We start from the raw sequence: 14617 nt of genomic DNA, 5'->3' as shown, positions 1-14617 counted from the left end.
GCTACCCTCATCGTTTTTTAGGTAGGTTCCTGGTGGAAGCAATCGATGAAGAACAGAAACACAGAAATCCGTGGTAAAAAAGCAGCGGCCAACCCCATCAGCCGCTGTCCCCGGAAAATCAAAACATATGAAGCAACACCTAGGTGACACCACCTCTTCTTTGGATTCGAGAGCAGGTACTACCCTAGAAACATCCCCCGGCCTCTAAAAACTTGGGGCTCTCCCCCCGGGTCAAGCGAAAACACTTTTCCTACCCATATTCCTACCCCCTGCAAAATCCAGTCTAAACTTAAACGATTTAAACATGACGGATTTACGTGTATCAAAACGTTCCCAAGCACGCATCAGAATTGCGATGCAGGGTCCAAGTGGGGCTGGAAAAACTTACTCCTCCCTCTTGCTTGCTTTCGGTCTTACTGGCAACTGGTCAAAGATCGCGGTCATTGACACTGAGAACCAGAGTGCTGATCTGTATGCACATCTTGGCCAGTACAATGTAATCTCTGTGGGTTCGCCTCAGACCCCTGAGAAGTATGTGGAGGCGATTGAAATCTGTGAAAAAGCAGGGATGGAAGCGATCATCATTGACAGCATCTCACACGAATGGGAAACGCTGCTGGATATTCATTCCAACATGCCAGGTAACAGCTTCTCCAACTGGGCAAAAATCACTCCCCGGCACAACGCACTACTGAACAAGATTCTGTCTTGCTCTGCTCATGTGATTGCCACTGTTCGTACCAAGCAAGACTATGTCCTGACTGATAAGAACGGAAAAATGGTACCTGAGAAGGTGGGACTGAAGGGAGTGCAAAGGGACGGGCTGGAATATGATTTCACCATCGTCTTTGACGTCAACATCAGACACCAAGCTTCTGCTTCCAAAGACAGAACGGGGATGTTTGTCGATGTTCCTGACTTCGTGATCGGAGTAGAAACAGGTCGTAAAATCGCTGATTGGTGCATGGAAGGGGCTTCAGCATCTCAAAAACAGAGTAGCTTTTCTCTGACTGAGCAGTTTGAAGAAAGTTTGACCTTCCATGATTCTATCACAAACTGTCAGACCATGGATGAGCTCATCAAACTATTCAATGCGAACCCTTCTTTGCAACAGGTTTATCGAGACGAGTTCATTGCTCAGAAAAACAAACTCATCAACCAACCAAACTTCAGACAAAATGGAACTGCTGCGCATTGATCAGACCCCAAGCCTACAAAGAATTGAGCCCGTTACCCATGTGAGTACGGGCTCTTCTTTTATCGAGGCAAACACAGAAGCTGTAAGCTTTGCAGAAATGAGAGATCGACATGTCATTCCGGTATTCTTGAAAGACAACGAACCTGCAATATCTCATTGCGAGTTTATCGAAACGGTTTCTCAGGCGACACAGGATGCGTTTGGACTGGCCACGTTTCCCAGAGCTGATATACGTGTATCCCATCCAGTCAAAGGAAGGGTTTACGAAGCACGTCACAAGAAGGCGCAGGAGTTGCTCCCGCATGAGAAAACGATCTATTTTGAGCGTATGGCTTTCATGATCTCGATTCCTGATATCCGTGATGAGGTTTCTGGGAACCTGCTTGAGCTGACTATCGGCGGTGTGAAAGCTTTCCACTTGGACAATCTCAACTCCTGCAAGGGTGGCCTAGAGCACTTTAAGGTCTTTATCGGATTCAAAAACCGAGTCTGTACCAATCTGTGTGTTTCCACCGACGGTGTGAGAACAGATTTGAAAGTGAGAACTTTGGAAGAGCTGTATCAGGGAGTATTCGATCTGATTGGAAGCTTTGACTCCGTCGACTTTCTGAGAACGTTAAACAGTCTCACAGAATACGAGCTGGAAGAACGTCAATTTGCTCAGATCATAGGACGGTGCAGAATGTATCAGTTTCTCCCGACGGTTCCGAGAAAGGAGATCCCGGAGCTGCTGATCAACGACACGCAAGTTTCACGGATTGCGGAACATTTCTACCACGACCCGAACTTCTCTGGTTCTGAGAACGGAGTTATCGATTTGTGGAGATTCTTCAATTTGTTCACAGGAGCAAATAAGCAGTCCTACATAGACAAGTATGTCGAGCGTGGTGTGAACGGTTACGAGTTCACCGAGAGAATCAGGCAGAGTCTAGATGGCTCTTACCCGGAGTTTTGGTACTTAAGTTAAACAGCACAGGCCCACCGTTCACAGCGGTGGGTTTTTCATTTCTCACATCATGAAGAACTTTCTATACGAACTGAAACTAAGTTACAACAGAACGGGAGAGTACAAGAAGTACGATCCTATTAGAACAAGCAGAGACGTACACCAAGTGTTGCGTCAGGTTTTCGATCCCGAGTTGATCGAAGCACGAGAAGAGTTTATCATCCTATACGTGAATCGTGCGAACAACTTGATCGGATATTATAAAGCCTTTCAGGGAGGTGTGGCCTCGGTGGTAGCGGACACAAAACTGATGCTTTCCATGGGGCTGAAATCTTTGGCTTCTGGGATGATTATTGCGCACAACCATCCGTCTGGAAACCTCACCCCTTCGGACCAGGACATTCGGCTTACAAACCGAGTGAAGGAAGCCTGCAAGTTGGTTGACATCGAACTGATGGATCATTTGATTCTGACAGCCGATGGAGACTATTACAGCTTTGCAGATGAGGGTAAACTCTGATTTCTGATGCGTTGGAATTCCTGTTTTGAAGCACTACTTTTGAGACAAAAGAGGCTTTGCATCGCAAAAAAACTGCAAATCACTCTCCCTCTAGGACTCAACTACTTGATTTTCAGTAGCTCAGCTGGTTAGAGCACATGACTGTTAATCATGGGGTCCTTGGTTCGAGCCCAAGAGGGGGAGCAACTTATAATGATAAAACGGTTATACTATTTTAGTGTAGCCGTTTTTTTATTTTAGGGTAATGAAACTAAACATAACAATTCCTAAAAGTCTGAAGCCCTTCTTTTATAAAGAACTAGAGTTGGCGGAGTCATGTTTATCCAATAATGACTTAAAAGCGAGTTGGCGTCATCTTGAACGCGCACACATCCTTGGGCAACCCTATCCGTACCACCACACATTGGTTCATTTGAAGATGCTACGGTTCGGAATCAAAATAAAAGACAGTAGAGAAATATTGGGCCAAATACCCAGATTGCTTGTAGGTGGAATTAAGTCTTTTATTGGCGAAATACCAGTTGGAAATACAGGTGGAGCAAACGTACCCCCCTTAAGGCCCATGGAAATTCCAAAAGATTTACAACTAATCGTCTCAGAATACAGATGAAACAGCTAGGTCCGAAGAAAATCAAGGCAATTATACTTTTAGTCGCTGTCGTCATTATCCATCTTTTATTGGATTTGTATTATCGTCCAATGGCGTATTCTAAAAATATAAATGACTTCGGACTAAAAGATTCCTTCACTCAAATCAGTTCAGTGATTGGTATATCCTTACTCATGGTTCTGTTTGAAAAAGAGAACTTCACGAAAGGAAAATCAGGTAGAGTTTTTTTGACTCTAGTACCTGTAGTGGCTATGATTAGCTATGAGTTTGTTCAGTTGCTATTACCTCCATTAAGGTTCGATACACAAGACCTCATTTTTACGCTTGTGGGGGGCGTTTTTACATGGTTTATTCAAGGAGTTTTGGGTAAGACTCATTAAAACCAAATACTTCTGATCGACTAAATCTTGTCTACTTTATTCAGTTTTGAATAAAGATTTGTGCTGCAACTTTCGTCAACAAGGGGAGCCAATTTAAAAAAGAGGTCAGAGATGACCTCTTTTTTTGTTTAAATCCCTTTCAATTTAATTCCACCAGAGATTTTTCGGTTGCAACTTTAAATGTGGTCTTGTCCCCTTTCTTGAAATTGGAACAGGAAGCCCGAATTATAAGATGGGGGCTTTAGAGGTGATTTTGAGTTTGGTCTGTGATTAAAAATCAAATAAAAAGACAAGAAGCTTATTTATTTTTGAATTCCTCCAAAAATTTAAACAGCAAATAATGAGTCACTTACAAGACTGATTACGGTAGTTTTAAATGGTTGTTTTTTGTTTATAAACATCCAAAACCATCATTAAATAGTATTTTTTTGATTCAGGGATTTATTTTGAAAGCTTTAAAAAGCTGTCAATATCCAATTTTGATATAGGCTTAAATTTTGAGAAATCATAAGGTGTTTTCACAAATATGAATTTTTAAATTACTGATAATAAGGGTTTTATAAAGTGAAAAAAGTCACGTTTTTATTAATTTATTTAGTGTACCTTACAAAGGTTCAATTCAAAAACATAAATCAGTTACTAAAGAAATTACCCAACTTTAGAAACTTAAAACTACTTCTAAGGCAAAAGCAGCAAGAGCCTAATATGATGGTAGCGGATCCAAGTTGTAATTTATTTTGAACTTACCAAAATCACAGCACCATGAAAAAAGGCGGACAGAATTTTGAAAAAGAGCCCTACATTATTGCAATAGGGGCATCTGCGGGAGGAATGGAGGCTATTCACCTCCTATTTGACCATACTCCAGAGGATGGGGTGGCTTATGTGATTATTCAGCATCTTTCACCAGATCATAAAAGTTTCATGTCAGAGCTTCTTGCGAAGCATAGCAAACTTAAAATCACGGTTGCCGAAAATGAGATGTTTGTGGAAACAAATCATGTTTACCTGATGCCGCAGGGAAAGAACATGACCATCAAAAATCGGAGATTGTTCCTTACTGATCTCAAGCCTTATCAACCTAATAAATCCATTGACGTTTTTTTTGATTCCCTAGCGGAGAGCCACAAGGACAAAAGCATTGCCGTGATCCTTTCCGGAACAGGTACTGATGGCACCAAAGGTATTGCAGCTATCAAAAGAAACGGCGGCTTTGTGATTGTTCAAGATCCTCAAAGCGCAAAGTTTAATGGCATGCCATTGAGTGCCATTGACACGGGCCATGTAGATGCAATCCTTACTCCAGATTTGATTCCAGAGGAAATTATTACCCACTTAAAGAGTCAGGATTTGGAAGATCATATTTCTGGTAATGCCAATGAAGACCTTGAGTCAGACTTATTGAAAATTCTTGAACTGATCCAAAAAAACACTCCCTTAGATTTTTCAGACTATAAGCGACCAACAATAGTAAGAAGGATCATTTTGAGAATGGCTAAAAATAAGATAGCCTCCTTAAAGGAATATGTGTCTTTTTTAGAAACCCATCCTTCTGAAATTTCAAATTTGGCAAAAGAATTCCTGATCAGTGTGACCAAGTTTTTCAGGGATAAAGAGGCGTTTGAGGTGATCCAGAAAAAAGTCATCCCAGAGATCATTGACAATAAATTGCAGGTTGACACATTTAAGGTTTGGGTAGTGGGGTGTGCAACAGGGGAAGAGGCGTATTCCCTCGCAATTCTTATCTCGGAGTGTCTTTCTGAACGGAAGAAGAATCTGGAGGTAAAGATTTTTGCGAGTGATATTGATAAAGCTGCACTTCAACATGCCTCTAAAGGTATTTATCCTGCAAGAATCGAAAATGACATTTCACAAGAAAGGTTAAGCAAGTTTTTTACAAAGCAAGGTGATCATTACCGAGTGAGAGATAACCTTAGAAAAATGCTCATTTTCGCTGATCATGATATTGTCAAGCAGCCTCCTTATGGTAAGATTGATTTGATTAGCTGCAGGAATCTCTTGATCTACATCAATCCTATCCTACAGAAGAAAATCCTTACCTCACTTCACTTTTGCCTCAATTTGGGAGGATACCTCTTTTTGGGGCCAAGTGAAAGTCTGGGAGAGGCAAAGAAGTCTTTTATAGAGGTAAATAAGAAATGGAGAATCTTTAAAAGTATTGAAGTAGCCCGGAATTTCAGAGATACTACTTACAGCACACCTGGCTTGGAAAGGCAATTAGAAAGCATAAACCAAGTCTCTGCCACACCGAAAAATACCGAAAAAGGTAACCGGCTGGATCTTTTTAATCATTCAATACTGGAACTGTCCGGTTTTGAAGCAGCAATTTGGATTAACAGGAACCTCCAAATAGTTCAGACTTTGGGTGATTATGAAAAATACCTGCTTCCCAAACTTTTCAATTTCAACTTGTTGGAGATGTTGCCTGAGGAACTCTCCATTGCCACCTCCACTACCATCCATCAAGCATTGAAAAACAATAAAGAGGCTGGTGTTAAAAAAGTAATTTTCAATAGGGATGACAAATCTCACTCTGTTAATGTTTTTGTAAAGCCTTTTTTGACTAACGATGATGCTGTTTCAGGCTACTTTTTGGTTCTTTTTAGTGATGATAAATCAAAACAGGTATTTCGGCCCGAAACTGTTGATTTTGAAAAGGAAGCACAGGTTATTGAATATGTAGATAATCTCAAAGAAGAGCTTTCAGAAACAAAGCAAAAACTGACCGAGGCAAATAATGCCTTGGAAGAATCCAATGATAATATTTCTTCCTACAATGAAGAGCTCATTTCGAGTAATGAAGAAATGCAAAGCATCAATGAGGAACTTCAGTCTGTCAATGAAGAATTGCAAACCGTCAACAACGAATACCAACTCAAAATAAAAGAGTTGGCGGAATTGAATGATGAATTGAATAATTACTTTAAGTCAACCATCAGTGCGCAACTTTATGTAGACCATGACCTTATCCTAAGGAAATTCACCCCATCTGCGATTAGGCAGATCAATCTAAAAGAGAGCGATATAGGCAGGAAAATAAGCGATATTACTACCAATATTCGTTTTTCTACGGTGATCACAGATATCCAAAAAGTAATTACTTCTTCGGAGGTAATTGAAAAGGAGGTTCAAACCCTGGATGGAAGATGGTATCAAATGATGGGCATTCCCTATGTGAAACAACAGGATAATAGGATCGATGGTGTGATAATTACCTTTAATGATATCACCGAACTAAAAAAGGTTCAGGATAAACTTTCAAGAATCAATGAGGAGCATAAGACCTTTATTTATTCAGTTTCTCATGATTTAAGAGGGCCATTAGCCAATTTGAAGGCATTTATTTCACTCTTAAAAGAGGAAATAAAGCAGGAATCTAAAGGTCTGTTGGAGTTGGTAAATATGACTGAGAAATCAATTGTAAGCCTAAATAACATTGTGCGAGAACTCACAGACGTCGTTAAAATCGAAACTGAAATAGATGTTCCGGAGTGGGTTGACTTGAAAGAATTGCTAACTGATATTGAATCAGTCTTGAAGGATAGATTTGTCAATTTAACTTCCAAAATCAATTATGATTTAAAGGAATCTAAAGTTCAATTTTCAAAAAAGAATTTAAGGAGTATTCTGTTTAATATTTTGAGCAACGCCTTGAAATATAGATCACCCAAACGGGATCTAGTGGTTAATATTCGAACAGAAAAATCAGAAGGTCATATAATTTTGACGATTCAGGATAATGGATTGGGGATTAAAGAAAGTGAAAGAAGTAAGATTTTTGGAGTATTTCACCGCGCACATGACCATGTCGAAGGAATAGGAGTAGGCTTGTATTTGGTGAAGAAAATAATCACCAACGCAGGAGGCGACATTCAAGTCGAAAGTGAGGTAGGTAAAGGCTCAAGTTTCAAGATTTACTTCCCAAAAAGTGAGGAATTGTAAAGAGTTACACTCCTAGGTTGGGAGCTTTAGAGATTAATTTGAATCGTTTTCAAGTGGACAGCTGATTCTTGATTTTACTGTTTTTCTGGAAAAATTGACTTTCTATTTCCATGTTTGACAGTCCTAATTCAGCTAGTCAGAATCCCACACGTGCGGGATTAATCATGTCCCGTACCTATGGGATTGTTTCGAGTTCCGCACTTTTCTAACAATCTCCAACACTTTCCCTCCAAAACCCTTATTTTTAATCCTCTAATCCTTCGACTATGAAAAAACCGCTTTTGATCGTCTTATCGCTAGTACTTCTACTTCTGGCCCCTAAAACCAATTTCGCCCAAACCATCCTGGAAAAGGAAACCATTACCGACCTCAACAAAACACCCAACTACGTTTTCGGAGTCAAAGACGAGGATGGCTTAAAAAACGCCCTGTCGGTCTATGATACCTTTATGGAAAATGGCATGAACATCGAAAACTTTGAAATCGTGGTCAAGGGCCCGGTCGTCAAAACAATGGTCAAAGGCTCCGAACTCGAAAAGTATTTTGAGCAATACCAAGGGAAAGTCCGGGTAAGCATTTGTAGTATAGCCATGAAGAGACTTGGCGTTTCCGAGGAGGAACTGTTTTCGGGATTGGATGTGGTCGAAACCTACACGATCCGTATCCTTCAGCTGCAGGCTTTGGGGTATAATTCGATCTCGTATTGAGGAAAAAGCTTCAAATTAGATAGCGATTGGCTAAGGTTAATTTTCGATTCTATTCTATTTAATGCAAAAGAAAGGCCCTCAGAATTTTATCTGAAGGCCTTCCTTCTACAATCCTTCCAACATCCCAACTAGCTTAGCTCTCACTTCTCCGGCAAGCGGCTCGATCTCGGGATTGTCGACCACAGACATCGCAGCGGCGGGGTCCATCATACTTACTTCGTAATCATCCCCTCCCAAACTTCGAATCGTAACATTGCAGGGCAAAAGCGTGCTCACATGGGGTTCGGTAGTCAAAACCTTATCGGCAAAAACCGGATTACAAGCCCCCAGAATCAGAAACGGAGGGTAATCTTTGTCCAATTTCTTTTTCATCGTGGCCTGAATATCGATTTCGGTCAAAACACCGAAACCAACCTCCTTGAGTCCAGCCTCCACCTTGCTACGAAGGCTTGCTAAGTCTTTTGATTTTAGAGTTTTGGATTGATAATAGTTCATGTCTTAAGGGTTAGATTGTTGTCTTTAATTGAAAATCTAAATTCAATTGTTAAGCTAATCAGATAAGTCTTGAATTACAGTAACTTCCGTTACATAGTATCTTGTTAAGACTTTCCTCAGTCTCAAAGATCAATTAATTCTATAAGCAACTTAATATAGAATCGAGATGTGAATAAGTCATACTAGAATTTCTGGAGATTAGAATCCGGATGGGTGAGCCTTTCCGGATTTTCGGTTTTGAAACACTTTGCATGCCGTTAAGAAAATGACTTAGTCCCGAGCCTGTCTTCCGCCAGGCAGGCTTTTCTCGGGAATCCAGTCATTTTTAGGGATTCAAAGCGGTTCAAAATTCCACTGTCTGTTTATATCAAGCCATAGAAAATTGATAGCAGCGGAAAGAAAAGAGCGAGGCTCAGGGCTTTTTGGTTACTTTTTGGCCGCCAAAAAGTGACAAGGAAAAAGGAGAAAAAAACGGAGGAAGTTGCTCAGAAAGCTAGATCTCCCGAGCAGCTAATTTATTTAAGTAAAAAAGGTAATTAATTCTATCCTAATCCATTTTATTCATCAACTATTTCTTAAAGCTAATTAAATCGCCAAAACCTCTATTTTTCAACTTATTGAAAGAAACTATAAATCTCTCAACTTGCCCAACAACAGAATAGCACCTTCTCCTTCTCCTTCTCCTTCTCCCCTTTTTTCTCCCATTCTTAATCCTCATGTTGTATCTTGCAGGCATTCTAAGCAAATCATTTCTTTCATCCCAAAATCCCAATATCCTTGAAGCCTACTTACCTGATCCAGCAAGCTACCCTAGTGAATGAAGGCAAGACATTTGTCGCTGATGTCTTGATCGAAAACGAGAAAATCCAAAAAATCGGATCAATTCCAGCCCAAGAAGGCTACCATCTAATTGATGGCAAAGGCAAGGTCCTTCTGCCGGGTGCGATAGACGGACAGGTTCACTTCCGGGATCCGGGACTGACCCACAAGGCTGATATTCACAGCGAAAGTAAGGCAGCAGTAGCGGGAGGCGTGACCTCTTTTATAGACATGCCCAATACCCGCCCTAATACGCTGAACATGGAGCTTCTGGAAGAAAAATACCAAATCGCTTCGCAAAAGTCAGTGGCCAATTATGGATTCTTGCTCGGCATCAACGGCGAAAATCTCGAAGAAGCCATCACATGGGATACCCGAAAACTCCTAGCGCTCACCGATGATGGGCTTTACTTTTCTGGAAAAGGAAATATCCTTGCAGACCGTCCGGATATGCTGGAGAAAATTTTTGCAGCAAATAAGGGAATTCTAGCCATTCACTCGGAAAAAGAGGAAATCGTAGAAAAAAATGAGGAGGCTTATCGGGAGAAATATGGGGATGATGTTCCGGTAAAATTTCACCCGTTGATTCGAAGTGAACAAGCATGCTACGAAGCTACAGAAAGAGCCATTGCTTTAGCTAAAAAACATGACGCCAAGCTTCACATTCTCCACCTGAGCACTGCCAAAGAAACCAGCCTTTTTCGAAATGATATTCCTTTGAAGGATAAAAAAATCACGACCGAAGTATCGGTTCATCACCTTTGGTTTAGCGATGCGGATTACGAAGAAAAAGGAACCCTGATCAAGTGGAATCCTGCCATCAAAACCCAAAAAGATGCGGATGGATTACTTCAGGCCCTGATAGATGATCGAATCGACTTGATCACCACGGATCATGCCCCACATGCTTTGGAAGAAAAGCTCAAGCCTTATTTTCAATCCATGTCGGGAGCTCCATTGGTGCAGCATTCCTTGGCCTGTATGCTGGAATTTTTTAAGAGAGGAAAAATCAGTTTGGAGAAAATTGTAGAGAAAATGTGCCACAATCCGGCCATCCTTTACAAAATCAAAAAACGTGGATACATTCGGGAAGGCTATTTCGCAGATCTCGTCTTGGTGAATATGGATAGCCCATGGACGGTGAGCAAAGAGAATACCTTGTACAAGTGTGGCTGGTCACCTCTGGAAGGAACTCAATTTCAGACTCAAGTAGAAAAGACCTTTGTCAACGGAAATCTGGTTTTCGATCAGGGTGATTTTCAGGAAGATTCAAGAGGAAAAGCGCTGGAAGTTGAATGGGAAAAGAAGGAGTAAAAGCCCTTTTCGATGGTCGCAAACTAGTCATCGCTACCAAACATCGAAAAGAAGCGGTCTTAGGGCCGTATTTGGAAAAAGAACTGGGAGTTGAAATACTAATTCCTGAAGGCTTGGACACGGATTTGCTAGGTACCTTTTCCGGAGAAATCGAACGAAAAGAGGACCCTATCACCACAGCAGCGCAAAAATGTGAATGGGCTATGGATATCACCGGTATGGACTTAGCTTTGGCAAGCGAAGGTTCATTTGGAGCTCATCCAGCAGCTTTTTTTCTTCCAGCAGATGAAGAACACCTGCTTCTGATTGACAAAAAACTGGGTTTAAAAATCCATGCACGTCATCTTAGTACCAAAACCAATTTTAACGCTCAGGAATTTGAGTCGAAAGAGGAGCTTTGGGAATTTGCCGAGAAAGCCCTTTTCCCCAATCATGGATTGATTTTGAAAGGGGAAAAAGGTGAAATTTTTAAAGGAATTGTCGATTGGAAAGAGCTACAGGAAAAGGCTCAAAGACTACTCAATCAGTACGCTAAAGCCAAAGTGGAAACGGATATGCGGGCCCTATTTAATCCCAGCAGAATGAAGGTCATCGAGGAAACTGCATTCCAATTAATCAAGCAAATCAACTCCTGCTGCCCTGCTTGTAGCAAGCCTGGGTTTTGGGTAAGCGAGCGAGAGTCAGGCCTCCCCTGCTCATGGTGCGGATCGCCTACGGAATCTACCCTAGCCCATCACTATAGCTGCGACTATTGTCAACATAGCGAGCGAAGACTTTTTCCAAATGGAAAGGAAGAAGAAGATCCCATGTATTGCAATAGATGCAACCCATAATTAGCCTTTGAAATCCCCTTAAAAAATTGAAATGCGTGATTAAAATCACCTTTTGAGTCAGAAAGAGGGAACAAATTTGTGGTCTAATGGCGAAGGCTATCACCCATATTCTACTCATTTCGCTAGTCCTGCTAAATGGAATGGGCTATACCCTTATTCAGGCTCATTTTTATTGGGACCGGGAGGAGATTACAGCCTTGTATTGTATCAACAAGGACAAGCCTGAAATGGAATGTGATGGTAAATGTGAGCTTTCCAAGAGGCTTTCCGAGGCCAAGGACTTGCCTGCCAATTCGGAGGAAATCACACTAGAAGAACTTCAGCTCAATTTCATCTCACAAAATTTGATTGAGCTCCCCGATCGCAAAATCATTCACTTTTTAGAGAATAAGCTAAAAAGTAGCATGGAATTATACCAGCATATTAATTCGGAGGACTTTTTTCACCCACCTCAAGGCTAAGATTTCATATATCATTTTTCACCCATTCACCCTTCATTTCTATGAATTGAAGCATGGGATTCTATTATCAAAAAACTTAGTCTAATGAAAACTCATTTGATTCAATTATCGGGCATACTCAGTATGCTCTTACTTACCTCATTTGCCTTTGGGCAGCAAAAAATTAATTTCCAACTCCTTGACTCAGATCAGCAGTTTCCTATCGTAGGGGTCAGCTACAGCTATGGCTCCCAATCGGGTATCAGTGACGCAGAAGGAAGACTTTATTTGACATGGGAAGAAAAAACCATTCTTTATCTAAATCATGTAAGCTATGGAAGGTGGTTTTTAAGCCCTGAAAAGATACTTGATGCAGCAAAAACCGGATTTTCCTACCGAAAAGAAACAACAATCGGATTACAACCTGTCTCTGTAATTTCCATCAAAATGACCGATGAAAAAGATAAAAAGATTGTTCTCTCTGATCAGGAAAGATTGCACCATGATGCCGGTGCGATCCTAATGCTTAATCCAGTTGTCTCGGGTATCCGAAAGGGTAGCAATTTCGCCTTTGACCCGGTGATGCGTGGATTCAAATATGACCAGCTTAATGTGGTCGTAAATGGTATTCAGACAGCCAATGCAGCATGCCCCAACCGGATGGATCCCCCGACTTCTCAGGTTGCCTTAAACCGCATTAAGCAGGTCGAAATCCTGAAAGGTCCGCATGCTTTACGCTACGGAATAGGCCTAGGCGGCACTATCAATTACATCCCGGAAAAGCCAAATTTCGGATCCAACCCTGGAACCTATGGCCAAATTTCCTCCCTCTATGAATCCAATGGCAATATCTGGCGAAATGAAGGCCGTGTAGGGTTCCAAGGTTCTAATTATGATATAGGAGTTTTAGGAAGTTATTCCTCAGGCTCAGATTATCAGGCTGGGAACGGGGAAATGATACCAGGTAATTTCAAGCGGGGAACCGTTGGTATTTATGGGGATTTGCAGGTAAGTAAGCGTGATTTGCTTCAAGTATCCCTAAATAGAAATTTTGCACGTGATGTGGATTTTCCATCCCTGGCGATGGATCTTCGCACTGATGATACCTGGATGGGAAGTGTCTTCCATACCCGCACCATAGAAGGTCAAAAACTAGTTTCCTGGACTAATTCCGCCTATTTTTCCCGGGTCGATCACTTGATGGATAATCTTCTCCGCGATCTAAATCCCCGAATGGTCAATGCCTCTACTCCTGCCATTACCCAAAATTGGGGGCTCCGAACAGAAGGAACTTGGACTTTTGAGCAAGGAAAGCTTTATGCGGGAATTGATCACCGATCGGAATCTGCAGAGGGAAGTCGTACCCGAGAAATGCTTATGGGCCCAATGGCAGGAAGAGTGTTCACTGACAATGTCTGGCAAGACTCGAATATTCAGAAAACCGGGCTATTTGCCAATTATATGTTCACCCTAGGATCCTCTACCCTCAATGCTTCTACCCGATTGGAGGTAAACCAAGCACAAGCCTTGGATCCAGCCGAAGAATTTATCCAACTGAATCCAGATACTAAAAACACCCAAGTCAATCTAGGAATCAGTTTGGGTTGGCAAAATAGCTTGGGAAAAGCTTGGTCCTTGGGTGTTTGGGCAGCTAGTGTGCAGCGAAGCGGAAGCCTTTTGGAGCGCTACATTAATTTTCTACCTGTGGGACTGGATCCTTGGGAAATGGTTGGCGATCCTCAAATCAATCCTGAAACAAATAATCAGATTGACTTGGTAGTGGGTTTTGAAAGAGAGAAAGTCTTTGCAGAAGTGACCTTATTCGGTTCCTACTTGACTAATTACATTTCCTCTGTCAAAACAGATCTAAATCCACGTCTTCCAAGTAGCCCTGGTGTTCGTCGCTTCGTTAATTTGGATGAAGCTTTAAAAGCTGGGGTTGAGGTATCATTTAGACACCAAATCATTCCCAATCTATCTCATTCCTTGGATCTAGCCTATACCTATGGCAAGGATTTGGGCTTAGATGCTCCACTTCCCGAGATCGCCCCCTTGGATGTAAGGTATCGGATGATGGGACAGTTTGTAGAGGGAAAATTGCAGACAGGGTTAAACTTCCGTTTTGTCAGTCAGCAAAATCGAGTATCTGAAGTATTTGGAGAAGGAAAAACACCCGGATTCAGTTTGGTAGACTGGGATATCAGCTATCCCCTATTTCCAAATCTACTTCTCAAAGGAGGTGTTCAAAATATCCTGGATGAGACTTACTATGAACACTTGACTCGCCCTATAGGCATGGACAAAACACCAATGTACTCACCTGGAAGAAACTTCTTCCTGATGCTGAGCTTTAAGTTTCCTTAAGTAGTCACGAGACCTTCCAGGTTTTTTA

At 41.5% G+C, this 14617-nt stretch carries 12 protein-coding genes and 1 tRNA gene; 12 read left to right on the top strand and 1 reads right to left on the bottom strand.

From position 1 onward, the window contains the following. Nucleotides 1–304: 304 nt before the first annotated feature. The 8 genes from G457_RS0115765 to G457_RS0115725 all read left to right on the top strand — a co-directional run bounded on the left by G457_RS0115765 (nt 305) and on the right by G457_RS0115725 (nt 8324). Entirely contained in the window at nt 305–1198 is an 894-nt protein-coding gene (locus tag G457_RS0115765; RefSeq protein ID WP_026947317.1) for an AAA family ATPase, read from the top strand. Next, nucleotides 1179–2165, top strand: coding sequence for a DUF3871 family protein (locus tag G457_RS0115760; RefSeq protein ID WP_026947316.1), 987 nt, complete (start codon nt 1179–1181; stop codon nt 2163–2165). The genes G457_RS0115765 and G457_RS0115760 overlap by 20 nt, the downstream gene beginning before the upstream one ends. 49 nt (nt 2166–2214) lie before the next feature. Then, nucleotides 2215–2664 (top strand): JAB domain-containing protein, encoded by a 450-nt coding sequence (locus tag G457_RS0115755; protein WP_026947315.1) that lies wholly within the window; start codon nt 2215–2217, stop codon nt 2662–2664. Nucleotides 2665–2781: 117 nt separating this feature from the next. After that, a tRNA-Asn gene (locus G457_RS0115750) sits at nt 2782–2844 on the top strand. Nucleotides 2845–2908: 64 nt separating this feature from the next. Beyond that, nucleotides 2909–3274 (top strand): DUF3703 domain-containing protein, encoded by a 366-nt coding sequence (locus G457_RS0115745; protein WP_026947314.1) that lies wholly within the window; start codon nt 2909–2911, stop codon nt 3272–3274. Beyond that, complete coding sequence (locus G457_RS0115740) at nt 3271–3654, top strand: hypothetical protein (RefSeq protein WP_026947313.1); 384 nt, start codon at nt 3271–3273, stop codon at nt 3652–3654. The genes G457_RS0115745 and G457_RS0115740 overlap by 4 nt, the downstream gene beginning before the upstream one ends. Nucleotides 3655–4416: 762 nt before the next feature. Continuing rightward, on the top strand, nt 4417–7617 hold the full coding sequence (locus tag G457_RS0115730; RefSeq protein ID WP_035484126.1) for a chemotaxis protein CheB: 3201 nt from the start codon (nt 4417–4419) through the stop codon (nt 7615–7617). Nucleotides 7618–7883: 266 nt separating this feature from the next. Continuing rightward, nucleotides 7884–8324 carry a hypothetical protein gene (locus G457_RS0115725; RefSeq protein WP_026947311.1) on the top strand — a complete coding sequence of 147 codons (441 nt, stop codon included), beginning with the start codon at nt 7884–7886 and terminating at the stop codon, nt 8322–8324. A gap of 105 nt (nt 8325–8429) precedes the next feature. Here G457_RS0115725 and G457_RS0115720 read toward each other — a convergent pair whose 3' ends face one another. Then, nucleotides 8430–8819 (bottom strand): DUF302 domain-containing protein, encoded by a 390-nt coding sequence (locus tag G457_RS0115720; RefSeq protein ID WP_026947310.1) that lies wholly within the window; start codon nt 8817–8819, stop codon nt 8430–8432. A gap of 777 nt (nt 8820–9596) precedes the next feature. Between G457_RS0115720 and G457_RS0115715 the strand changes: the two genes are divergently transcribed. The 4 genes from G457_RS0115715 (at nt 9597) to G457_RS0115700 (ending at nt 14589) form a co-directional block, all read left to right on the top strand. Further along, nucleotides 9597–10952 (top strand): dihydroorotase, encoded by a 1356-nt coding sequence (locus G457_RS0115715; RefSeq protein ID WP_026947309.1) that lies wholly within the window; start codon nt 9597–9599, stop codon nt 10950–10952. Next, the gene (locus G457_RS0115710; protein ID WP_026947308.1) at nt 10934–11785 is read left to right on the top strand and encodes a DUF6671 family protein; all 852 of its coding nucleotides are present in this window, start codon (nt 10934–10936) and stop codon (nt 11783–11785) included. The genes G457_RS0115715 and G457_RS0115710 overlap by 19 nt, the downstream gene beginning before the upstream one ends. 86 nt (nt 11786–11871) lie before the next feature. Further along, nucleotides 11872–12246, top strand: coding sequence for a hypothetical protein (locus tag G457_RS0115705; protein WP_026947307.1), 375 nt, complete (start codon nt 11872–11874; stop codon nt 12244–12246). Between the two features lie 84 nt (nt 12247–12330). Continuing rightward, the gene (locus G457_RS0115700; protein WP_026947306.1) at nt 12331–14589 is read left to right on the top strand and encodes a TonB-dependent receptor domain-containing protein; all 2259 of its coding nucleotides are present in this window, start codon (nt 12331–12333) and stop codon (nt 14587–14589) included. Nucleotides 14590–14617: the final 28 nt, after the last annotated feature.

Source organism: Algoriphagus marincola DSM 16067, assembly GCF_000429405.1.
Lineage (GTDB): Bacteria > Bacteroidota > Bacteroidia > Cytophagales > Cyclobacteriaceae > Algoriphagus > Algoriphagus marincola.
This window is presented reverse-complemented; position numbering and strand designations above follow the sequence as displayed.